The sequence below is a fragment of the Agrobacterium albertimagni AOL15 genome, assembly GCF_000300855.1.
GTDB classification, from domain to species: domain Bacteria; phylum Pseudomonadota; class Alphaproteobacteria; order Rhizobiales; family Rhizobiaceae; genus Allorhizobium; species Allorhizobium albertimagni.
Window position 1 is genome coordinate 48,128 of the sequence record NZ_ALJF01000014.1, and the last position, 22,742, is coordinate 70,869.

Below are 22,742 nucleotides of genomic sequence, written 5' to 3' on the forward strand. Positions count from 1 at the left end.
GGCGACGCAAGAGCAAGAATTGGGGCAGCGGACTGCCCCGCTCCGGGATCACTCGACCGTGACGGACTTGGCGAGGTTGCGAGGCTGATCGACATCCGTGCCCATGAAGACGGCCGTGTGATAGGCGAGCAGCTGGATCGGGATGGAATAGACCATCGGCGAGATGATCTCGGCGACGACGGGCAGCACGATGGTCGCCATGGTCTCGAGCTTGGAGGCGGCTGCGCCCTTCCCGTCGGTGATGAAGATGATCTTACCGCCGCGCGCCGCCACTTCCTGCATGTTCGACACGGTCTTTTCGAAGAAGCGGTCGAAGGGTGCAATGACAATAACCGGCATATTCTCGTCGATCAGGGCGATCGGGCCGTGCTTCAGCTCGCCGGCAGCATAACCTTCGGCGTGGATATAGGAGATTTCCTTGAGCTTCAGCGCACCTTCGAGCGCCAGCGGATAGCTGGTGCCACGGCCGAGATAGAGCACGTCCTTGAACTTTGAGAGATCGCGCGACAGGGCCTCGATCTGCGGCTGCACCGCATTCAGCACCTGACTCATGATGCGCGGCATTTCGGCCAGGCTCTTCACCAGCTGCTTTTCTTCCGCTTCCGTGATTGTCCCGCGAGCGCGGCCGGCGGCAAGCGCCAAGGAGGCGAGCACGGCCAACTGGCAGGTGAAGGCCTTCGTTGAGGCGACGCCGATTTCCGGACCGGCGAGAATCGGGAAGACGGCGTCCGATTCGCGGGCGATCGTCGATTCCTTGACATTGACCACAGCACCGATCTTCAACCCGTTGTCACGGCAGTAGCGCAGCGAGGCCAGCGTGTCGGCGGTTTCACCGGACTGCGAGATGAAGAGGGCCGCCTGATCTTTCGACAGCGGCATCTCGCGATAGCGGAATTCCGAGGCGACATCGATTTCGACCGGCAGGCGGGCATAACGCTCGAACCAGTATTTGCCGACGAGGCCAGCCAGATAGGCGGTGCCACAGGCGGAGATGGCAAGGCCGTGCAGGTTTGCGAAATCGATATCGGAGGCCATGTCGCGCACGGTGTGCTCGGCGAAGTCGACGTAATGCGAGAGCGCATGCGAGATCACTTCCGGCTGCTCGTAAATCTCCTTTTCCATGAAGTGACGATGGTTGCCCTTGTCGATCATGTAGGCGGAGGCCGAGGAAATCTGCACCGGACGATCGACCGGATTGCCGTCGATGTCGAAGATGTGGGCGCCCTGCTTGCCGATGACCGCCCAGTCGCCGTCATGCAGATAGGCGATGCGGTTGGTGAAGGGCGAGAGCGCAATCGCATCGGACCCAAGGAACATCTCTCCGTCGCCGAAACCGATCGCAAGCGGCGGGCCGGAGCGGGCAGCCATGATGGTCGAGGGATCGTCTTGGAAGATGACGGCAAGTGCGTAGGCGCCGGTCACGTGGCGCAGCATCTCGTGCATCGCCTCGCGGCGACCAAGGCCCTCACGACGATACTTGGCCAAGAGCTGGGCGACGACTTCGGTGTCGGTCTGCGTGGTGAAGGTGGCACCTTCGGCCGCCAGTTCTTCCTTGATCTCGGAAAAATTCTCGATGATGCCGTTATGAACAACGGCGACGCCCTCGACGAAATGCGGATGGGCGTTGGTTTCGTTGGGCACGCCATGGGTTGCCCAGCGGGTGTGAGCAATGCCGATGGATCCGGGAAGCGGATCGCCGGCAAGCTTCGTCTCGAGATTGAAGAGCTTGCCTTCCGCCCGCCGACGATCGAGCTTGCCGTCGTTGATGGTGGCAACACCGGCGGAATCATAGCCGCGATATTCGAGCCGCTTCAACGCGTCGACGAGACGCTCCGCCACAGGCTTGTTACCGACGATGCCGACGATGCCGCACATGAAATTCTCCGTTTCGTATCAACCACGCGGCTTTTCCTAGCGGTTTCATCGCAATAGGCAATTGTGCGTGAGGTCAAATTGCGTTTCGTCTCGTAATGCAACGCAGCATAACAAGCGGTGAAGTCTGAACGGGTCGTCTTACTTGCCGGCCTTAATCGCGAGATTGCGTTCGCGGATGACGGCGGCGCGGCCCGGCTTCATTTCCTGGCGCGCACGACCGAAGGCGAGTGCATCTGCGGGCACATCCTCGGTGATGACGCTGCCGGAAGCGATCAGCGCGCCATCGCCGATCTTGACCGGCGCGACGAGGGACGAATTCGACCCAATGAAGGCCCCTGCCCCGATATGCGTCTCGTGCTTGTTCACGCCGTCATAGTTGCAGGTGATGGTGCCGGCGCCGATATTGGTCTCGGCGCCAACGACAGCGTCGCCGATATAGGTCAGGTGATTGACCTTGGCGCCACGGCCGATCTCGGCCTTCTTCACTTCGCAGAAATTGCCGACCTTGGCGCCTTCGGCGAGATTGGCGCCGGGGCGCAGGCGGGCAAAGGGTCCAACGTTGGCGCCGGCGGCGACATGAGCGCCCTCCAGGTGCGAGAAGGCATGAATGACGGCGCCGCCCTCGACGGTGACGCCGGGGCCGAAGACGACATTGGGCTCGATCAGCGCATCCTGGCCGATGACAGTGTCGTGGCTCAGAAACACCGTTTCCGGCGCAATCATCGTAACGCCCGAAACCATCAGTTCATGACGGCGCCGCTCCTGCCACAGGCGTTCGATCACGGCGAGTTCGGCGCGATTGTTGCAGCCCGTGAGCTCGCTTTCCGGCGCGTCGACAGCAACCGCTTTGCCGCCAAGCGACCGCGCGATCTCGACGAGATCGGTCAGGTAGTATTCACCCTTGGCGTTCTGATTGCCGATCCGCGAGAGGAGATCGAGGGCCTTCTTGCCGTCGATCGCCATCAATCCGCTGTTGCACCAGGTAACCGCACGCTCGGCATCCGTCGCGTCCTTCTCCTCGCGGATCGCAATCAGCTCGCCATCTTCGACCAGCAAGCGGCCATAGCCGGTCGGATTGTCAGTGTGAAAACCGATGACGGCGACATCGGCACCGCCGGCGAGTGCCTCGCGGGCAGCTTTCAGCGGTGCAGCCGTGATCAGCGGCACATCGCCATAGGCAACGAGAATTTCGTCATAACCGCGGGCAATCGCCTCCTTGGCCATCAAAACGGCATGCCCCGTGCCAAGGCGCTCGGTCTGCAACACGCCTTCGACCGCAAGCCCCTCGATCGACGCGGCTTTCTCCACCTTTTCTGCATCGCGACCAAGAACCAGCGCGACATCCGAGACGCCGGAGGCGGCAATCGATGCCATGACATGGGCGATCATCGGACGCCCGCCCACTGGATGCAGCACCTTCGACATCGACGACTTCATGCGGGTGCTGTCACCAGCAGCGAGGACGACGGCGAGACAGGTGCGGTTCATGGATGGCTCCGAGCTGAGAATGGCGCTTCTCACTAATACCAGCGGGTGCTGCCCGCAAGTGTTGGCAGAACTAGCCGCGCTTCTGGGAACTGTCGACCGCCTTCAATGCTGCGGCACGCCCCTGCTCGATCGCCCGTTCGGTGGCAGTCCGCGCGGCCTCGGCATCGCCTTGCTCGATCGCGTCGACGATCGCCAGATGCAGCTCCGTGATCGCCTCCCCTCGACCAGCGAGTTGCGGATCGAAGGCCATGGTGAAGGCGCCGTCGAGCGACGCCTTAATGAAACCCACCATGCTTTCGAGAAACGGGTTAGCCCCGACGATGGTCAGAAGCACGTGAAAGCGGAGGTCCGCCTCCACCTGGCTTGGCCAGTCGAGCTCGTTGGAACCCAGGAGCATGGCGTAGTGACGAAGTTCGGCACAGTCCTCGGGCGAAGCGCGCAGCGCCGCAAAGGCAGCCGATGCCGGCTCCAGCACCAGGCGGACATCATAGAGATGATCGATGAATTCGCGGGTGACGCCGGTTCGGAAATGCCAGCGCAGCACGTCTTCATCGACGAGGTTCCAGTGACAGCGGTCGGTCACCCGTGTCCCGACACGCGATTTGGCAACCACCAGGCCCTTGGCGGTCAGCGTCTTCATCGCCTCACGCAGGACGGATCGCGACACATCGAACTGGGCCTCCAGCTCGGCATCCCCGGGCAAGGGCTCGCCAATGGCAAAGCGGCCTCCGACAATCGCAAGGCCGAGTTGCTCGACCACTTTTGCATGGCTCGTCCGAAGATTGGAAACGACCCTCAGTTCCCGAACATCTTCCTTCCGCATCCTGCCTCACACCCCGCCTTAGTTGCTGGGGTTGTTATACGAAAGGCCAATGCGGGTGAAGGCATTATCTGAGTATTCCTGCAATTTTCGGAACTCTAAACAAGAAAGAGCGCCCTCAGGCGCTCTCTCCATTTGCGTTCTTTGCCGTTTACTGCGGCAGCTTGTCGTCCACACCTTCGATGTAGAAGTTCATGCCGAGGATGGTGCCGTCATCAGCCGACTCACCTTCCGCCAACCAGGCCGAACCGTCCTGCTTGTTGATCGGGCCGGTAAAGGGCTTGAGTTCACCGGACTTGATCTTGGCTTCGGTGTCCATCGCCATGGCCTTCACGTCGTCGGGCATGTTGGTGTAGGGCGCCATCGACAGAATGCCGTCGACGAGACCGTCGAAGGTCTGGGCGGAAGTCCAGGTACCATCGATCACGGCCTGGGTGCGCTTGATGTAGTAAGGCGCCCAGGTGTCGACGATGGCGCTCAACTGCGCAGTCGGGCCGGCGGCGATCATGTCGGAGGCTTGACCGAAAGCCTTCAGACCACGTTCTTCGGCAACCTGCATCGGCGCCGTCGTGTCGGTGTGCTGGGTCAGAACGTCGACGCCCTGGTCGAAGAGAGCCTTGGCGGCATCGGCTTCCTTGCCCGGGTCGAACCAGGTGTTGACCCAGATGACCTTCAGCTTGAACTCGGGGTTTACCGTGCGGGCGCCGTGCAGGAAGGCGTTGATGCCGGCGACGACTTCCGGGATCGGGAAGGAGGCGATGTAACCGGCGACGCCGGTCTTCGACATCTTGCCGGCGATCTGACCGTTGATGAAGCGGCCTTCATAGAAGCGCGAATTGTAGGTCGCGACATTGTCTGCGGTCTTGTAGCCGGTCGCATGCTCGAACTTCACGTCCGGGAACTTCTCGGCGACCTTGAGGGTCGCATCCATGAAGCCGAAGGAGGTCGTGAAGACCAGGGCGCAGCCGGAACGGGCCATGCGCTCGATCGCGCGCTCGGCATCCGGGCCTTCCGGCACGTTTTCGAGGTAAGGCGTTTCGATCTTGTCGCCGAAATGCTCCTGCAGCTGCTGGCGGCCGATATCGTGCGCCTGGGTCCAGCCGCCGTCGGTCTTCGAGCCGACATGGACGAAGCAGACCTTCGTCTTGTCCTGGGCAGCGGCGGGTGCCGCGACGCCGACGACGGCGGCAGCCGAAGCGGCAAGCGCGAGGAGGATAGTCTTCATGGTGTACCCCTGTCTGGTTAGGTTGAAGCTTTTGTTTTGATTATCTATCCGGCACGAACGGCTTGCCGAGGCAGGCCGGCGTGTTGATCAGCGTCGTGCGCCGATTATGGGAGATTATGATCAGCACGACAATGGTCGCCGCATAGGGCAGCGCGGACAGAAACTGCGAGGGCAGACCGATGCCAAGGGCCTGCGCATGCAGCTGCCCGATGGTGACGGCGCCGAAGAGATAACCGCCGGCAAGCACCCGCCAGGGACGCCAGGCGGCGAAGACGACGAGGGCGAGCGCGATCCAGCCGCGGCCGGCGGACATGTTCTCGACCCATTGCGGCGTATAGACGAGCGACAGCTGCGCACCGGCAAGACCGGCACAGGCGCCGCCGAACATCACCGCCAGATAGCGTGTCCGGATTACGGGAAGCCCGAGCGTATGGGCCGAGCCATGGCTGTCGCCGATGGCGCGCAGTTTGAGGCCCGAGCGGCTCTTGAACAGGTACCAGTTCACCCCGGCGACCAGTGCGATCGACATGTAGAAGAAGATGTCCTGAGCGAACAGGACGCGGCCAATCAGTGGCAGGTCGGACAAGAGCGGAATGACGATCGGCTGCATCTTCACGCCGGGAACACCGACGACGCTTTCGCCGACCATGCCGGAAACACCGAGACCGAGAATGGTGAGCGCCAAACCTGTCGCCACCTGGTTGGCGACCAGCGTGAGCGTCAGGAAACCGAAGAGCATCGAAAAGAGCGCGCCGGTCGCGATACCCGCGAGAACGCCGATATAGGGCGAGCCTGTCATGTTGGTCGCGATGAAGGCGCAGACCGCGCCGATGATCATCATGCCTTCGACGCCGAGGTTCAGCACGCCCGAGCGCTCGGCCACGAGTTCGCCCATGGCGGCGATCACCAGCGGTGTCGAGGCGGTGATGATGGTGAGAAGGATGGCCTCGAACATGATCAAGCCCCCTTCGTCGCGGCATTGCGGGCACGGTCGAAGACGATCCGCACCTTGTAGAGAATGAGCGTGTCACAGGAGAGCACGAAGAACAGCAAGAGCCCCTGGAAGACGCGGGTCACCTTGTCGGAAACACCGATCGACAGCTGCGCGCCCTCGCCACCGAGATAGGTGAGCGCCAGCACGAAGCCCGAGGCGATGATGCCGAGCGGATTGAGGCGGCCGAGGAAAGCGACGATGATCGCGGTGAAGCCGTAGCCTGGTGAAATCGTCGGCTGCAGGTGACCGATCGAGCCCGATACTTCCGAAATCCCGGCAAGACCTGCCAGCGCGCCAGAAAACATCATCGAGAACCAGACCATCTTGCGCGAGGAGAAGCCGGCAAAGCGCCCTGCCCGTTCCGACTGCCCGAGCACCACGACCTGAAATCCCTTCAGCGTGTAGCGCATCATGAACCAGACGGCGACGGCCGCAATCAGCGCAAAGATGATGCCGAGATGGGCGCGGCCGGAAGACAGGATTTCCGGCAATACGGCCTCCGAGACAAAGGAGCGCGACTGCGGAAAATTGTAGCCGGCCGGGTCCTTCCAGATGCCGCGCGTCAGCCAATCCAGGAAAAGCTGGGCGATATAGACCAGCATCAGGCTGGTCAGGATTTCATTCGTGTTGAAGCGGGTCTTCAACAGCGCCGGAATGGCGCCATAGGCGGCACCGCCGATGGCACCCATGACGATCATCATCGGCAAGAGCAGCGGCGAGGACCATTCGTAAAAGGTGATCGGCAGGATCGAGCCGACGATCGCCCCGACGATGAACTGCCCTTCGGCGCCGATATTCCAATTATTCGAGCGATAACAGACCGACAGGCCGACACCGATCAGGATCAGCGGTGCTGCCTTGACCGCAAGCTCATGGAGCGACCAGACCTCGAGCAGCGGCTCGATGAAGAAGCTGAAGAGTGCCGAGACCGGGTCCTTGCCGAGCAGCGCAAACATGATGCCGCCGAAGAAGACGGTGAGCGCCAGCGCCAGCAGAGGAGAGACGATCGCAAAGAGGCTGGACTGACGCGACCGGCGTTCGAGTTCAATGCGCATGGGCCGCCTCCGGGGCAGTGGTCAGGCCATGCACACCGCCCATCAGGATACCGATGCGTTGGCGGGTCATGGTCGAGGCGGGATAGGCGTCGGACAGCTTGCCTTCCGAAATGGCGGCAATCGAGGTTGCCACTTCGAAGATCTCGTCGAGATCCTGGCTGATGACGACCACGGCCGAGCCCGACTTGGCGAGATCGACGAGCGCCTGGCGAATGCGGCTTGCAGCGCCTGCATCGACACCCCAGGTGGGCTGGTTGACGACCAGAACAGAAGGCTGGCGGTCGAGTTCACGACCGACGATGAATTTCTGCAGATTGCCACCCGAGAGTGAACCGGCTGCGGGATCCTCACCGCTCTTGCGCACATCCATCATCTCGGAGATGCGGCGCGCCGCCTGCTGCACTAGGCCATGGCGTATAAGGCCGATCTTGCCGCCCGCGAGATAGGCCGAACGGTCGGATGCATTGCGCGACAGAAAGAGGTTTTCCGACAGGCTCATGGCCGGGATAGCGGCATGGCCGTGGCGCTCTTCCGGCACGAAACCGGCGCCGAGAAGCCGGCGTTCATTGATCCCGAGGCGACCGACGGACTTGCCGCGCAGGCGGATTGCATCGGGGTTCTGAACCACATACTCGCCGGAAAGCGCATCAAAGAGTTCGCTCTGACCATTGCCCGCCACCCCGGCAATGGCAAGGATCTCGCCGGCCTTGACGGTCATCGATACATTCTTCAGCGCCATGGCAAACGGCGTCCGAGGACTGACCGAGAGATTGCTCACCTGCAACTGCACGGCACCATCAGCCGGCGGCTCGACCTTCTCGACGCCGGCAACATCGGCGCCCACCATCATCCGAGCGAGCGACGCCGGCGTTTCCTGACGCGGGTCGCAGGCGCCCGTGACCTTACCGTGACGAAGCACGGTGGCGCGATCACAGATGCGCTGCACTTCCTCGAGGCGATGGCTGATATAGAGGACCGACCGCCCCTCCGCCTTCAGCTTGAACAGGGTCTCGAACAGCTTGTCGGCTTCCTGTGGCGTTAGCACCGAGGTCGGCTCGTCGAGGATGATCAGTTTGGGGTTCTGCAGGAGCGCGCGGACGATCTCGATGCGCTGGCGTTCACCGACCGAGAGATCGGCGACATGGGCATTGGGATCGAGCGGCAGACCGTAGGCGACGGAAAGCTCGGCCGCCTTCTTGGAAAGCTCGGAGATCGAAATCTTCTCGTCGAGCGACAGTGCGATGTTTTCGGCGACCGTCAGCGCTTCGAAAAGCGAAAAATGCTGAAAGACCATGCCGATGCCGAGACGCCGGGCTGCAGCAGGATTGGCGATCACGCGATCCAGCCCCTCCCATCCGATCGTGCCGGCGGACGGCGCGAGAATGCCGAACAGCATCTTGACGAGGGTCGATTTGCCGGCACCGTTCTCGCCGAGTAGAGCGTGGATCTCGCCATGGCCGATGTCGAGGTCGATCTCGTCGCAGGCCTTGAAGCTGCCGAACAGCTTCGTCAGCCCCCGCACGGTCAAAAGCGGCTTTTCGCCCTCGGGCGGTTGTTGCGGCACAGGTCCCCCTTGCACTCTCATGCGCATCGGCCAGGTCTTGCGCCCGGTCCATCGCTCAATTCATAACCGGTTTGCGGCAGCGCACAATATATAGGCAAAAGTTTTTTTTGGTTTTGCCCAGCTGCGTCAGGACGACGTCAGCCCCGGCGACCAAGACTGGGGAAAAGCTGCATCACGCCGCCAATCACGTAAAGGTAGAGCCCGGAGACAATCATGCCAATGACAACCCATTGTGGCGATTCGAAATGCAGCAGAAGCGCGTAGCCACCAAAGGCGCACCAGAGCAGAAACACGGCCATGTTGAACGGCCGCAGGCGCTGGACGCGCACGGGGTGCAGGAAGTTGATCGGCAGGAAGGTGAGCACGACCGATGCCAGCACCGCAATCAGGGCCGTCGTCGCGCTCGCGTCGATGACGAACAGGGTGAAGATCAGCATGTTCCAGACGACGGGGAAGCCGGAAAAGAAGTACTCGTCCGTCTTCATGCCCATGTCGGCATAATAGATTGCGCTCGACACCACGATCAGTCCGGCGGCAACGAAGGACCAGGGCTCGCCGATCATGCCGCTCTGATAGAGCGCAAAGGCCGGCAGAAGCACATAGGTGACATAATCGATGATGTTATCGAGCGTATCGCCGGACCAGTTCGGCAGGACTTCCTTGACGCGCATCTTGCGGGCGATCGGACCGTCGATACCGTCCACGAGCAGCGCAAGCCCCAGCCACCAGAACATGTCGACGAAGCGATGCTCCGCAGCAGCGACGACCCCAAGAAAGGCAAGAAACGATCCGGAAGCGGTGAGGATGTGGACCGAAAAGGCGCGGATCTCGGCATAGGGCACGCGCTTGTAATTGAAGATCTTCATCCCTGCTCCAGTCGGCGGCACTTCGGAGGAAACGGTATCGGACGAAATGACGCGCATTGCAACACAAGTGGCGGTCTATGCCCGGATTTCGCCCGGGACCCGGTTGGCACATGCGCCATTTCGGCCCATGGATTTTACCGTGCGGCGGCTCTAAATAGCGTCACAAGAAGCCAATTAGGACCTTCACCATGAGCCACGAATTCGACATTGCCGTGATTGGCGCCGGCCCCGCCGGACAGATCGCCGCGCTTGCCATGGCCCGCGGCGGTCGCCGTGTCGTTCTTGTTGGCCCGCAGCCGGACGGCTCTGACCGGCGCACCACCGCGCTCATGGATCAGTCGCTGGCCATGATCGAACGCCTCGGCCTCTGGCAGGATCTGAAGGAAACAGCAGCCGCCCTCACCGTCATGCAGATCATCGACGGCACACGGCGGCTCCTGCGGGCGCCCACGGTCGCATTCCGGAGTGCGGAAATCGGGCTCGACGCCTTCGGTTACAACATCCCGAATTCCGCGCTGCTCGAAACGCTGGCAAAGGCGGTAGCAAGCGAACCGCTGATCACCCGCCGCGCCTCGTCCGCCGAGAGCATCCATATCGGCGCGGATGTAGTCACCATCGGCATCCAGGGCGAAGAGGCAATCACCGCCGGGTTTGCGATCGGTGCCGATGGTCGCCGCTCCAAGACGCGCGAAAGTGCAAGCGTCGGCGTCAAGACTTGGTCCTACCCGCAGACAGCCGTGGTGATGAACTTCATCCACAGTCTGCCGCACCAGAACATCTCGACAGAGTTCCACACAGAATCGGGCCCTTTCACCCAGGTCCCCCTGCCCGGCCTGCGTTCGAGCCTCGTCTGGGTCCTGCCCCCGCAGGAAGCCGACAGGATGATCTCGCTGTCATCCGATAAGCTATCTGCCGAAGTCGAGGCCCGCATGCAGTCCATGCTGGGCAAGGTCCAGGTGGAGGATGGCGTCCAGGCCTGGCCGCTGTCGGGCATGACGGCCCGTCAGTATGGCAAGGGCCGCGCCGCCTTCATCGGCGAGGCAGGCCATGCCTTCCCGCCGATCGGAGCGCAGGGTCTGAACCTCAGCCTGCGCGACATCGCAGCGCTGGAAGACATTCTCCTTGATCGCAGTTCGGCACCGATTCCCGCAGACGCCGGTGACCGCTTCGACCGCAAGCGCCGCCTCGATATTGCAAGCCGCACAGCAAGCGTCGATCTTCTCAACCGATCGCTGCTCTCGGGCCTTCTGCCGGTTCAGATGATGCGCGCTGCCGGCCTCCAGGTGCTGGCAAGCGTCGCCCCACTGCGAAATCTCGTCATGCAGGAAGGCGTGGCGCCGGGGCGCGGGCTAAAGTCCCTGCCGTCATTGTTACGGGAAAAGGTCCGCCGGTAGATAACCCTGGGTGATGGCAAACAGCAGCGCCGACACCGAGAACACCGAAATGACAGTGGTGATCAGGATCGTGGCGGACGCCCTCTCCTGCCAAACCCCGTATTGCTGGCCGATGACGAAGACATTCGTTGCTGTCGGCAGCGAGGCGAGCAGCACCGCCGTATAGACCCACAGCGGGTCGAAGTTCCCGACGAAACTCAGGACGACATAAACGAGGATCGGATGCAGCACGAGTTTGATCGGCACGATGTATCCGATCTCGGCGGGAATGCGCTTGAGGGGCCGCAGCGCAAGCGTCACACCCATGGCAAAAAGAGCGCAAGGCGCCGCCGCCTGGGCGAGGTAGTCGATCAGTCGTTGCAGCGCGAGTGGCGGCTCGAAGGCAAAGGCGGCGGCCACGAAACCGACGAGTGTCGCGATGATGAAGGGATGGGTCAGGATTTTCTTGGCCACATCGAGCGCCAGTTGCGCCGGCGGCCGCTTGTCGCCACCGGCAAAGGCCATCAAGGCGGGAGCTGCGATAAAATGCGCGGCGTTTTCGAAGCAGAACACCAGCGCGACCGGAACGGCAGCCTTTTCGCCAAAGGCGAGCAGCGCCAGGCCCGGCCCCATATAGCCGATATTGCCATAGGCACCCGCCAGCGCCTGGACTGTCGATTCGGCAATGTTGTTACCGCGAACATAGCGGCCGACCACGAAGACAAGAACGAAGATCGAATAGGTGGCCGCAAGGCAGGCTGCGATGAAATCGATGCGCGTCAGCTGTTCGATCGGCGTGCGCGAGACGAGCTTGAAGAACAGTGCCGGCAGCGTAACGTAAATGACGAAGAAGTTGAGCCAGCCGAGCGCCTGGGCGGAATGGTCGCCAAGCTTTCCTGACACGTAACCGATCAGGATCAGGCCGAAAAACGGCAAGACCAGCGCGATGATATCCGCCATGGCTCACTTCCCCCCGAACGCGACGATGCGTTCAAACGGGACTTAGCCGATTTGAGACAGGATTGGAAAGGTCTGCTGAAACCAGATCGCCATGTCGGAGACGTAACCGAAGATGAAGGCTAGCCCGGTCAGAACGAGCAGTCCGCCCATGGCCTTCTCCACCACACCCAGATGCCGGCGGAAGCGCGTGAGGAACCGCATGAAGGCGCCAGAGAATCCGGCCGCGATCCAGAAGGGCACGGCAAGCCCCAGCGAATAGATCGCCAGCAGAAGCGCGCCGTCGCCGACCGTCTCCTTCGAGGCCGCGACGCCGAGGATAGCACCCAATACCGGGCCGATGCAGGGCGTCCAGCCGAAAGCGAAAGCGAGACCCATGACATAGGCGCCCGAAAGCGTCGCCGGCTTTCCGCCGCCTGCGAATCGATACTCCGAGGACAGAAGCCCGAGGCGGAAGACGCCGAGGAAATTCAAGCCCATGATGATGATGATCACGCCGCCGATCTTCGACAAGAGATCCATGTGCTGGCGCAAAAGCCCGCCAATCGTCGAGGCACCGGCGCCGAGCGCCACGAAGACGGTGGCAAAACCGAGCGTGAAGACGAGCGCGGTCAACATCACCGTCCGGCGCGCCGCCGCGTTCTCCGCCTGCGCCCCCTCGCGGAACTGATCGACCGAAATGCCTGCCATATAACAGAGATAGGGCGGCACCAGCGGCAGCACGCAGGGCGAAAGGAACGACAGGGCTCCGGCCAGAAGCGCGCTGAAAAAGGAAATATCGGCAATCGACACGATGAACTCCGGAACCCGAACCGGCTCTTCCTAATCCCGCGACACCATGCTTGCCAATCACCATTGCGTAGCCTGCGACAAGAGGACTGCATTTTGCTGCCGAAACTGCATTTTTGCGGTTGACCGGCCGGGGTCACCTGCCTATGTTCCGCGCACTTCTTGAGGCGGCGCAAAACCGCACGGGAGAGCGTAGCTCAGCCGGTAGAGCAACTGACTTTTAATCAGTAGGTCCAGGGTTCGAATCCCTGCGCTCTCACCACTCCTCCGAAATTATTCTGACCATCATAGAAATTTATTTGTGCGCAGATTAGGCTCCGTAGGCCTCGCGCTTTAGTCACGGGCTTATCTCGGACCTCCGGCCGCCTTGCATTCTTGGTCCAGTCCAGATTGCCACCCCTCCCCCAACCTTACCAATGTTTCACTGTCCTTTCCGCCGCGAAGGTCTATCTGCATAGCCAAGGGAACCATTCCGCCACTTGACCCCGATCAAGGGCAAAGGCCCGGGCTTGGGTCATGGTCCGGGCATAGTGGAAATGCAATATGACGGAGCAGACGTGAGCGACGACGCAAAACCCGAGACCTCGGCCGAAGCCAATGAGCTGAAAGCGATTCTGGCCGAAGCCGCACGGCCGAAGCGACGCTGGGGTCTGCGCTTACTCCTGCTCGTCGCCCTGGCTGGCCTCGGCTACGGCGCCTATCTCTGGTCGGCCGGCGGAACAACGGTGAGCTACAGCACATCCGAGTTGAAGCCCGGCGATCTCACTGTCATCGTCACCGCCACCGGCTCCGTCGAGCCGACGGTTCAGGTCGACGTGTCCTCGGAGCAATCGGGCACCGTTCGCGAGGTGCTGGTCGACTACAACAGCGAGGTGAAGAAGGGCGACGTTCTGGCCCGTCTCGACACCGACAAGCTGAGTGCCGATCTGAAAGCCAAGGAGGCGGCGCTCGCTTCCTCCGGCGCCGCCGTCTCGAAAGCCCGCGCCGACGAGCAATCCGCCAAGTCCAGGCTCGACCGGCTGACGGCGCTCGTCTCCAGCCGCGTCTCCACCCAGCAGGATCTGGACACCGCCGAGTTCACCTATCAGGCAGCATCCGCTGCCCGCGAAAGCGCCGAGGCCGATGTCATCGCGGCAGAAGCCGCGCTCGAGCAGGCAAAGCTGTCGCTTTCGAAAGCAACCATCGCCTCGCCGATCGACGGCATCGTTCTGTCGCGCAATGTCGATCCCGGCGCGACGGTGGCCGCCTCGCTGGAGGCACCCACACTCTTCACCATCGCCGGCGATCTCCGGGAAATGGAGCTGCAGGTCTCCATCGACGAGGCCGATGTCGGTCAGGTCGCCATCGGCCAGGCAGCCACCTTCACGGTCGACGCCTTTCCCGAACAGCGCTTTCCGGCCGAGATCACCTCGATCCGCTATGCTGCCGAAACGGTGAACGACGTCGTCACCTACAAAGGCATCCTGTCGGTCGCCAATGACGATCTACTGCTGCGCCAGGGCATGACGGCGACGGCCGATATCGTCGTCCGGTCGGTCGAAGACGGCCTGCTCATTCCCAATGCCGCCCTGCGCTACTCACCCCCGGCCGCGCAAACCGAGACCTCCGAAGGTGGCAGCGGCGTGTTCAGCCTGTTTCGCCCGCCACGCCAGGCACCTGCCAGCGCGCCGGAGCCGACGGGCAGCGAACGCACCATCTGGCTGTTGCGCGATGGCCAGCCGGTCGCCGTCAACATCGAGATCGGTTCCTCCGACGGGCAGAATACGGTGATCGTCAAGGGCGACGTGAAGGAAGGCGACCGGGTGATCACCGATCAAACGGTTCGCAACGGTTGAGGCACAGGATGGCAACGGCCCCACTCATCGAGTTTCGCCAGATCTCCCGCGTTTACGGCCGCGGCGAAGCGACCATCCGCGCGCTGGACCGGGTCGACCTGACGATCGATCGGCATGAGTTCGTCGCGATCATGGGCCCGTCCGGCTCGGGCAAGTCGACCGCCATGAACATCCTTGGCTGCCTCGATGTGCCGACATCCGGCCAATATCTCTTTCAGGGCATCGACACCACGGGCTTCGACCGTGCGCAATACACGTTGCTTCGTCGTCACATGCTTGGCTTCGTCTTTCAGGGCTTCAACCTCCTCGCCCGCACCTCGGCCGTCGAAAATGTCGAACTGCCCCTGGTCTATCGCGGCATGGATGCGCGTGAACGGCGTGCCCGCGCCTTAACCGCGCTGTCGCAGGTGGGCCTTGCAGGCCGAGAGAACCACACCACCCAGGAATTGTCCGGCGGCCAGCAGCAACGCGTCGCCATTGCCCGCGCAATCGTCACAAGCCCTTCCGTCCTCCTGGCCGATGAACCGACCGGCAATCTCGACACGAAGACAAGCCGCGAGATCATGGAACTGATCACCGGCCTCAACCGCGACCATGGGATCACGGTCATCATGGTCACTCACGAAGACGATATTGCAGCCTATGCCAAGCGCACACTGCGTTTCGTCGATGGTCACATCCAGTCCGACAGCCTGACCGCGAAGGAGACGGCCGATGTTCGGTGAAACTCTGAAGCTCGCGCTCCGCGCCATCCGCCGCAACCTCTTGCGCTCCTTCCTGACGGTGCTTGGCGTCGTCATCGGAGTCGCCGCCGTCATCGCCATGGTGACCATCGGCAATGGCACGACGGCTCAGGTGACGACGGAAATCTCCAAGCTCGGCACCAATCTTCTTTTCGTCCGCCCCGGCCAGTTCGGCCCGGGTCGCGCCGCGACGGATGCGAAGAAGTTCACCCTTCGTGACCTCGAGGCGATCCGCGAGCAGGTTCCGGGCCTGCGCGCTGCGGCCGGCATCAACCAGTCCAGCCAGACCGTGGTCTTCAGCGGCCAGAGCCGGCAAACCACGATCATCGGCTCGGGCGACGATTATCTCGTGGCCCAGAACTGGGAACTCGCCTCCGGCCGCAGCTTCCTGCCGTCGGAAGAGCGCGGCGGACAGGCCGTCTGCCTGATCGGCGAGACGGTGCGCTCCAAGCTCTTCGGCTCCACCCCGGCAGTCGATCAGACCATCCGCGTCGGCAATGTCGCCTGCCAGGTGATCGGCCTTCTCGACAAGAAGGGCCAGAGCGGCATGGGCAGCGACCAGGACGATGTCGTCATGATGCCGCTCAAGGTCTTCCAGCGCCGCATCGGCGGCTCGACGGATATCTCCAGCATCATGCTCTCGGCCGAAGACGGCGTATCCACGGCAAAGGTCCAGGCGGATGTCGAACGCCTGCTGCGCGAGCGCCGCAAGATTATTGCGGGTCGCGACGATGATTTCACCGTCAACGACATGACCCAGATGGCAGCGACGCTGACCGGCACCACGACGCTAATGACGGGCCTGCTTGGCGCGGTCGCCGCCGTCTCCCTGCTCGTCGGAGGCATCGGTATCATGAACATCATGCTGGTCTCGGTCACCGAGCGCACCCGCGAGATCGGCATCCGACTGGCGATCGGCGCCGTGGAGCGCCAAGTGCTGATGCAGTTTCTCGTCGAAGCGGTGACGCTCTCCGTCTTCGGCGGCGTGGTCGGCATCGCGCTTGGTCTCGCCATCGCCTATACGGCCGTCACGCTGATGTCCGTGCCCTTTGTCGCGAGCCCCTCGATCATCCTGCTCGCCTTCGCCTTTTCTGCCGCAATCGGCATGGTCTTCGGCTATTTCCCCGCCCGCCGCGCCGCGCAAATGAACCCGATCGACGCTCTCCGTCACGAATGATGGCGGGCCTTGGTCAACCAAGACCAGCCTGGGGCAAACTTAATGTGCTGTAGCTTAATCTAATGGACGTATGGCTCGGCTATGCGTGCATGAGCATTTTGACCAGCAGAGGGAATAAGCCCATGTCCGCCTTTCCGGACCGCAACACCGTCGCCGCCAAGATCGCCTCGATGCAGGAGCCCGACCAGGCTTTCCTGAAGCTCCTGTTCGAGAACCCGGCCCAGGACGATGCCTTGCTCGAAGGCCTCTATCTCTATCTCGACATCGCCTCCGAAGGGAAATTCTTGAACTCCCTGAAGCTGGAGCGCAATGGCGAGTGGATCGGTGAGCATGCCCCGGCGCGCCTGCAGATCCGCCTGATGGAAGCCGCTCGCTCCAGCCAGCATCCGGCTTTTGCTGCCTTCCGCACCGGTCTCAACCGTTCCGGCGGACTCGAGCGCGCCTATCCCAAAGCGGCCGTCTGACGACCGTCTCACTGCGGGATCGGCATGCTGACCGAGAGGATCGGCCCCATCGGAAAGAGCCGGTCCATCCGCTTCTCCTCGGCGATGAACACGCTTGAAATCGTGCCGTCGAGATAGAGCGCGTTGGCGCAGCCCAGCCTGTCGCGAAACAGCCGGGCAAAATCGTGAAACCGGACCGGCACCCGCGACACAACCATGTGCACGTGCCCCTCGGCATCGACGCCGACGCCGTTGCGGATCTTGAAGCTGTCGCTATCGGCCAGGAAACGCGGATGCAGTTCTCCGTCGATGACCAGCATCGGCCCGGACTGGGTGCCGAAGTCAGGCGTTAGCCCGCTTGCGACAAAGGCCTTGGTCTCCATCACCGATGCCTTGCCATCCTTCATCAGGAAGACACCGTTTGGCAGCAGGTGAAAATTCCCCCATCCACCACCGGTAACAGCCGGTTTCACCACCTTGCCATATTCGGCGAAATAGCCGACCGGCGACAGGTCGTTGTGATACATGCCGGCATTCATCGCAAATGTGAGCACACGCCGCTCGGCCCAGAGCTGCTGCCGGAGTTTCGCGAAGCCGCCATAGGCTTTGCCGTCGGGCCCAGCCAAATGCAGCCGTATGTCCTCCCGACCCGGATCGAATCGGCAGGCAAGATAACGGGCATCCCCGTCGATGACGTCCGCGCAGGCGGCCATTGCCGGCATCGGCAGGGTCGTGGCGATCAGCAAACCAAGTATCGAGAGGAATTTTCGCACGCAGGCCCCTTGTTCGTGAGCGCGCTTCTTGGCCGCGATTCCCGGCAATGTGAAGGCCGCTCCCGCAAAAATTCCGAAAACCGGGCCGGCCCCATCATCCCGGCAACGTCAGCGCCTGCATGTGAAAGCGCAGCTGCGAATCCGGATAGCGATACCCGACCCCGATCGGACAGGCATTGCGGGCGGCACAGCCTGATACCATACAGCCGCCCTGCCCTTCAGGGCTCGCCAGATGCGCGTGGCATCCCGCCACATCGAACCCATCCAGCGAGATCGCGCCGACAGGGCACGCCGTCAGACAGGGCTTTGCGACACAGGCCTCGCAAGGATGCAGCGCGGTCACAGCCCGCCCCTTTTGCGCCTCGTCCCAGGTCCGAAACAGCAGTGCCCCGCGATAGCTGTGCCAGAGACCGAAGCGCGGATGGATCAGGATGGCGAGTGGCGAGGGTTTCAGCCCTTCGGCTCGCATCGCCCAAAGCTGAAAGGGTTGGTAAGGCGCCTCTGACGGATAACGGGCCTCAGCCCCGACCTCATCGGCGACATGATCGATCACCATCTTCGACCAGCGATCGAGCGGATCGGCACCACCGTGATCGGCTTGCGCCATCCGCCAGCGCTCGAAATGCGGCCACATCGTTGCGCCCGCAACGCTGATGAGCACCACAGCCGCGGCCGGAGTGCCATCCGTTAGCATCGGCGCCTCGTCCGCCACCCCGAACTGGACGAGACCACGACAAGAAAGCCCCTGCTCGGCGAACCGCGCATCGAGTCCCGCCACAACGGATGAAGGGCCGCTCATCGCGGCCTCTCGATCTTGTAATGTGGTCGCCAGACCTCCTCCTGGATCATGTCGGCAACCCTGCTGGCTCCGCCTTGCTCCCTGGCAACGGGACCCTTTCAGGTAAAGGCGTCGGGCATCGAGTTCTTGCGGCTGGCGATGAACGCCAGCAAGGCCTCGTCGATGGCAGGTTCGAGCGCCGGCGCCTCGTAACTGTCGAGCCACGAGCGGCAGAGCGCATTGGCGCGATCCTCGATCCGCTTGCGACCTTCGATTTCCCACTGCTCGAAGGAATTGTTGTCGGCGAGTGCCGAGCGATAGAAAGCAGTCTGGAAATTCGCCTGCGTATGGGCGCAGCCGAGATAATGGGCACCCGGTCCCACTTCCCGGATGGCGTCCATCGCCTGGCCGTCTTCGGTCAGATCGACGCCTTGTGCCATCTTCTGCATCATGCCGAGCTGGTCCTGGTCGATCATGAACTTCTCGTAGCAGGCGGCAAGACCGCCCTCGAGCCAGCCAGCCGCATGTAATACGAAGTTGGCACCGGCAAGCAGTGTCATGTTGAGTGTATTGGCGCTTTCGTGTGCTGCCTGCGCATCAGGAACCTTGGAGGCACAGAGCGAGCCGCCCGTACGGAACGGCAGACCCATGCGACGTGCGAGCTGTGCGGCCCCATAGGAGACGAGTGCCGGCTCCGGCGTACCGAAGGTCGGTGCACCCGACTGCATCGAGATCGAGGCGGCAAAGGTCCCGAACAGCACCGGCGCGCCCGGACGGATAAGCTGGGTGAACGAGGCACCGGCCAGCACTTCCGCGAGGATCTGCGTCAGCGTGCCCGCGACCGTGACCGGGCTCATCGCGCCGGAGAGGATGAAGGGCGAGATCACCGAAGCTTGGCCGTGGCGGGCATAGACCTTGGCCGCGCCGAGCATCGTCTCGTCGAAGACCATCGGCGAGTTGGCGTTGATCAGGTTGAGCATGACGCAATTGTTTTCGACGAACTCGTCGCCGAAGACGAGCTTCGCCATCGCAACCGAATCTTCCGCCCGTTCCGGTGCCGTCACCGAGCCCATGAACGGCTTGTCGGAATATTTGATGTGACTGTAGATCATGTCGAGGTGACGCTTGTTCACCGGGATATCGACCGGTTCACACACGGTCCCCCCCGACGAATGCATCGACGGCGCCATATAGGCGAGCTTCACGAAATTGCGGAAATCCTCGATCGTCGCATAGCGGCGGTTTCCGTCGAGGTCGCGCACGAAGGGTGGGCCATAGACCGGTGCGAAGACGGTGGCATTTCCGCCGATCCGTACGCTCCGTTCTGGATTGCGGGCATGCCACGTGAATTCGGAAGGGGCAGTCTTCAAGAGTTCACGGCACAAGCCTTTCGGAAAATGCACGCGTTCGCCCTTCACGTCGGCGCCGGCCTGTCTCCAGAGCTCCAGCGCTTCGGCGTCTTCACGGAATTCGATGCCGATCTCTTCGAGAACCGTATCGGCATTGCGCTCGATCAGCTCGAGGCCTTCTTCGTCCAGCACCTCATAGGTGCGGATCTTGCGGGTGATATAGGGCATGGATGGCCCGGCACCGCCGCCGCTGCGCGATGCTCTGCGGGCCGCAGCCCCCCGTCCTTCGCCGCGTTGGCGGCGGCCTGCGCCCGGTTCTGCCGTGATCTCGTCCATCTCTGCTTCCTCGCTCGAGCGCTCGTCCGCGCTGCTTCTCTCCTCCATTATGCTATTCCAATCCGCATGTGAAACCATCCTTTATGCGCCAACCGCTTGCGTCTCACAGACATCGCCTTTCCCGCACACTTGTCCCGGACCGTCGCTTTTCAGGGTAGCCACGTCGTAATCGAAAACAGTTTTTCACGAACTTGAGGTTTAACTTTCGATCGGGCAGTCTCATGCCCAGCGCGACCTGAATCGCGTTTGAAAAAAAGCGGGAAGCAGCACCATGGCCGACGATGACATCATTCTTTCCGAACTCTCCGATGAAGAGCTCGTGCAGCAGATGCATGATGACCTCTATGACGGCCTGAAGGAGGAAATCGAAGAAGCGACGAACATCCTGCTCGAACGCGGCTGGGCGCCCTATGACATCCTCACCCAGGCACTCGTCGAAGGCATGCGCATCGTCGGCATCGACTTCCGCGACGGCATTCTCTTCGTGCCGGAAGTTCTCTTGTCCGCCAACGCCATGAAATCAGGTATGACGATACTGCGCCCGCTGCTCGCCGCCACCGGTGCCCCGAAGCAGGGCAAGATGGTCATCGGCACCGTCAAGGGCGACATCCACGACATCGGCAAGAACCTGGTCGGCATGATGATGGAAGGCGCCGGCTTCGACGTCATCGACCTCGGCATCAACAATCCGGTCGAGAATTATCTGGAAGCGCTTGAGCGCGAAAAGCCCGATATCCTCGGCATGTCGGCGCTGCTCACCACCACCATGCCTTACATGAAGGTCGTCATCGACACGATGAAGGAAAAGGGCATTCGCGACGATTACGTCGTGCTCGTCGGCGGCGCGCCGCTCAACGAGGAATTCGGCAAGGCGGTCGGGGCGGATGCTTACTGCCGCGATGCCGCAGTGGCAGTCGAGACGGCGAAGGAATTTATCAGCCGCAAACACAACAGCATGGGCGCTCGCGCCTGAAGTGTATAAACGGCGAAGCCGGCCTTAGAGGCCGGCTTCTGCGTAGACGTCGTCCTGAGGGATAGTCGCCATGGACTGCCAGGCGACATGCCCTCCGGCATACAGGATGGCCGCCATCATGTAGATGGCGCTGGCCTTTGCAATCGTCGTGAGCGTCATGCTCCCTCTCCTGATCTCAGTGCGCTTGATCTTAATGCGCTGAGTGCGTCGTCTCCGCACTTTCGATTAGCGGACAGCGGCACCTTCGACCGTGCGGCCGGCGTCCTGGGTCGCGTTGACGGTGTTGGCTGCGTCCTGACCAACGCCGCGGATCGTATTGCCGCAAGACGACAGTGCAAAGACGGTAAGAACGAGGGCTGCGCCGGATGTCAGTTTTTTCGCCATCATATTGATGTACCTTTTGTCTGGGTGACGAGTGGAATGCGATGGAACAACGCGTCAAATCAAAAAAGGTTCACGTGATTGCGTGCGGCGCGATCGCCCGCGAGATTTTGGCCGTCAAAGCTCTGAATGGCCTTGATCACCTGACGCTGGAATGCCTGCCCGCCATCTGGCACGTCTGGCCGGACAAGATCGCACCGGCCCTGCGCGAAAAGATCACGGAGGCGCGAGCCGCAGGACACGACAACATCTTCCTGGGCTATGCCGAATGCGGCACTCAAGGGGAGGTCGACAAGATCTGTCGCGAGGAAGGCATCGAGCGCCTGTCCGGCCCTCACTGCTATGCCTTCTTCACCGGCACCGAAAAATTCCTTGCCGAATGCGAGACTGAATTCACGGCCTTTTATCTCACCGACCTTATCACCCGGCAGTTCGAAGCCTTCGTCATCGAACCCCTGAAGCTCGACCGCCACCCCGAACTGCGCGACATGGTCTTCGGAAATTACACCAAGATCGTCTATCTCGCCCAGACGGAAGACCTGGAACTCCAGGCCAAGGCGAAATGGGCAGCCGACTATCTGAAGCTGGACTACGAATACCGCTTCACCGGCTACGGCGACTTGCAGCCGCAACTCGTGGCGGCAGCACGGGTCCCCGCCCCCGCCGCCTGATCATCTCAAAATCGGGTGATGTCAGCGTCAGCGCACCGAATTGGCTACGCTGCGCCCAGCATCCTGTGTGGCATCCACCGCATTGCCGAGATCATTGCCGATGCCACGGATCGTGTTGCCGCAGGAGGAAAGGCCAAGTGTCACGCTGACCAAGATAGCGAAGGCACCCGCAAACCGAAGAAAAGCGACAGTCATCCTGATTCCCCGTCTGATCAGAAACCGACGGCCTAGGTGGCAAGCGTCTGCGGAAAAATCAAGGCAGCGACTTAAGACGATG

At 61.9% G+C, this 22,742-nt stretch carries 23 protein-coding genes and 1 tRNA gene; 8 read left to right on the forward strand and 16 right to left on the reverse strand.

The features are described 5' to 3' along the window. Positions 1-48: 48 nt before the first annotated feature. From glmS to pcsA, 8 genes are all read right to left on the reverse strand, one after another. Entirely contained in the window at positions 49-1,875 is a 1,827-nt protein-coding gene (gene glmS / locus QWE_RS18660; protein ID WP_006727730.1) for a glutamine--fructose-6-phosphate transaminase (isomerizing), read from the reverse strand. A gap of 138 nt (positions 1,876-2,013) precedes the next feature. Further along, positions 2,014-3,363 carry a bifunctional UDP-N-acetylglucosamine diphosphorylase/glucosamine-1-phosphate N-acetyltransferase GlmU gene (glmU, locus tag QWE_RS18665; RefSeq protein WP_006727731.1) on the reverse strand — a complete coding sequence of 450 codons (1,350 nt, stop codon included), beginning with the start codon at positions 3,361-3,363 and terminating at the stop codon, positions 2,014-2,016. A gap of 70 nt (positions 3,364-3,433) precedes the next feature. Continuing rightward, positions 3,434-4,186: a FadR/GntR family transcriptional regulator gene (locus QWE_RS18670; RefSeq protein WP_006727732.1), complete on the reverse strand. Its 753-nt coding sequence runs from the start codon at positions 4,184-4,186 to the stop codon at positions 3,434-3,436. Positions 4,187-4,334: 148 nt separating this feature from the next. Further along, a complete protein-coding gene (locus tag QWE_RS18675) occupies positions 4,335-5,408 on the reverse strand; it encodes a BMP family ABC transporter substrate-binding protein (protein WP_006727733.1) in 1,074 nt (357 codons plus the stop codon). 40 nt (positions 5,409-5,448) lie between these two features. After that, positions 5,449-6,369: an ABC transporter permease gene (locus QWE_RS18680; protein WP_006727734.1), complete on the reverse strand. Its 921-nt coding sequence runs from the start codon at positions 6,367-6,369 to the stop codon at positions 5,449-5,451. Then, complete coding sequence (locus tag QWE_RS18685; RefSeq protein ID WP_006727735.1) at positions 6,366-7,457, reverse strand: ABC transporter permease; 1,092 nt, start codon at positions 7,455-7,457, stop codon at positions 6,366-6,368. Before QWE_RS18685 ends, QWE_RS18680 begins: the two co-directional genes overlap by 4 nt. Continuing rightward, complete coding sequence (locus tag QWE_RS18690) at positions 7,447-9,042, reverse strand: ABC transporter ATP-binding protein (RefSeq protein ID WP_052018230.1); 1,596 nt, start codon at positions 9,040-9,042, stop codon at positions 7,447-7,449. The genes QWE_RS18685 and QWE_RS18690 overlap by 11 nt, the downstream gene beginning before the upstream one ends. Positions 9,043-9,158: 116 nt before the next feature. Then, positions 9,159-9,887 carry a phosphatidylcholine synthase gene (gene pcsA / locus QWE_RS18695; protein ID WP_006727737.1) on the reverse strand — a complete coding sequence of 243 codons (729 nt, stop codon included), beginning with the start codon at positions 9,885-9,887 and terminating at the stop codon, positions 9,159-9,161. A gap of 188 nt (positions 9,888-10,075) precedes the next feature. Between pcsA and QWE_RS18700 the strand changes: the two genes are divergently transcribed. Continuing rightward, positions 10,076-11,281 (forward strand): UbiH/UbiF family hydroxylase, encoded by a 1,206-nt coding sequence (locus QWE_RS18700; protein WP_006727738.1) that lies wholly within the window; start codon positions 10,076-10,078, stop codon positions 11,279-11,281. On the opposite strand, the gene QWE_RS18705 is transcribed toward QWE_RS18700, so the two are convergent. Then, positions 11,258-12,220, reverse strand: a complete 963-nt coding sequence (locus tag QWE_RS18705) for an AEC family transporter (RefSeq protein WP_006727739.1) — start codon at positions 12,218-12,220, stop codon at positions 11,258-11,260. The two genes, QWE_RS18700 and QWE_RS18705, sit on opposite strands and share 24 nt — an antisense overlap. Before the next feature lie 42 nt (positions 12,221-12,262). Beyond that, the gene (locus QWE_RS18710) at positions 12,263-13,009 is read right to left on the reverse strand and encodes a cytochrome c biogenesis CcdA family protein (RefSeq protein ID WP_006727740.1); all 747 of its coding nucleotides are present in this window, start codon (positions 13,007-13,009) and stop codon (positions 12,263-12,265) included. A 183-nt stretch (positions 13,010-13,192) separates the two neighbouring features. Between QWE_RS18710 and QWE_RS18715 the strand changes: the two genes are divergently transcribed. The 5 genes from QWE_RS18715 to QWE_RS18735 all read left to right on the forward strand — a co-directional run bounded on the left by QWE_RS18715 (position 13,193) and on the right by QWE_RS18735 (position 17,225). After that, a tRNA-Lys gene (locus QWE_RS18715) sits at positions 13,193-13,268 on the forward strand. Between the two features lie 274 nt (positions 13,269-13,542). Continuing rightward, the gene (locus QWE_RS18720) at positions 13,543-14,841 is read left to right on the forward strand and encodes an efflux RND transporter periplasmic adaptor subunit (RefSeq protein WP_052018226.1); all 1,299 of its coding nucleotides are present in this window, start codon (positions 13,543-13,545) and stop codon (positions 14,839-14,841) included. A gap of 8 nt (positions 14,842-14,849) precedes the next feature. Continuing rightward, positions 14,850-15,566: an ABC transporter ATP-binding protein gene (locus QWE_RS18725; protein ID WP_006727742.1), complete on the forward strand. Its 717-nt coding sequence runs from the start codon at positions 14,850-14,852 to the stop codon at positions 15,564-15,566. Then, positions 15,556-16,761 (forward strand): ABC transporter permease, encoded by a 1,206-nt coding sequence (locus tag QWE_RS18730; RefSeq protein ID WP_006727743.1) that lies wholly within the window; start codon positions 15,556-15,558, stop codon positions 16,759-16,761. The genes QWE_RS18725 and QWE_RS18730 overlap by 11 nt, the downstream gene beginning before the upstream one ends. Before the next feature lie 122 nt (positions 16,762-16,883). Beyond that, complete coding sequence (locus QWE_RS18735; protein WP_006727744.1) at positions 16,884-17,225, forward strand: hypothetical protein; 342 nt, start codon at positions 16,884-16,886, stop codon at positions 17,223-17,225. Positions 17,226-17,233: 8 nt separating this feature from the next. Here QWE_RS18735 and QWE_RS18740 read toward each other — a convergent pair whose 3' ends face one another. The 3 genes from QWE_RS18740 to QWE_RS18750 all read right to left on the reverse strand — a co-directional run bounded on the left by QWE_RS18740 (position 17,234) and on the right by QWE_RS18750 (position 20,440). After that, a complete protein-coding gene (locus QWE_RS18740) occupies positions 17,234-17,926 on the reverse strand; it encodes a phosphodiester glycosidase family protein (RefSeq protein ID WP_100220948.1) in 693 nt (230 codons plus the stop codon). A gap of 145 nt (positions 17,927-18,071) precedes the next feature. Then, on the reverse strand, positions 18,072-18,776 hold the full coding sequence (locus QWE_RS18745; protein WP_006727746.1) for a hypothetical protein: 705 nt from the start codon (positions 18,774-18,776) through the stop codon (positions 18,072-18,074). A 98-nt stretch (positions 18,777-18,874) separates the two neighbouring features. Further along, positions 18,875-20,440: a trimethylamine methyltransferase family protein gene (locus QWE_RS18750; protein WP_006727747.1), complete on the reverse strand. Its 1,566-nt coding sequence runs from the start codon at positions 20,438-20,440 to the stop codon at positions 18,875-18,877. 271 nt (positions 20,441-20,711) lie between these two features. On the opposite strand from QWE_RS18750, the gene QWE_RS18755 reads away from it, so the two are divergent. Beyond that, complete coding sequence (locus QWE_RS18755) at positions 20,712-21,413, forward strand: corrinoid protein (protein WP_006727748.1); 702 nt, start codon at positions 20,712-20,714, stop codon at positions 21,411-21,413. Positions 21,414-21,437: 24 nt separating this feature from the next. Here QWE_RS18755 and QWE_RS25950 read toward each other — a convergent pair whose 3' ends face one another. Both QWE_RS25950 and QWE_RS18760 read right to left on the reverse strand, forming a co-directional pair. After that, positions 21,438-21,572, reverse strand: a complete 135-nt coding sequence (locus QWE_RS25950) for a hypothetical protein (protein ID WP_276307004.1) — start codon at positions 21,570-21,572, stop codon at positions 21,438-21,440. Positions 21,573-21,638: 66 nt separating this feature from the next. Continuing rightward, entirely contained in the window at positions 21,639-21,800 is a 162-nt protein-coding gene (locus QWE_RS18760; protein ID WP_006727749.1) for an entericidin domain-containing protein, read from the reverse strand. A gap of 38 nt (positions 21,801-21,838) precedes the next feature. On the opposite strand from QWE_RS18760, the gene QWE_RS18765 reads away from it, so the two are divergent. Then, positions 21,839-22,465: a DUF1638 domain-containing protein gene (locus QWE_RS18765; protein ID WP_006727750.1), complete on the forward strand. Its 627-nt coding sequence runs from the start codon at positions 21,839-21,841 to the stop codon at positions 22,463-22,465. Positions 22,466-22,492: 27 nt separating this feature from the next. Here QWE_RS18765 and QWE_RS18770 read toward each other — a convergent pair whose 3' ends face one another. Beyond that, a complete protein-coding gene (locus QWE_RS18770) occupies positions 22,493-22,660 on the reverse strand; it encodes an entericidin domain-containing protein (RefSeq protein ID WP_006727751.1) in 168 nt (55 codons plus the stop codon). Between the last annotated feature and the right edge of the window lie 82 nt (positions 22,661-22,742).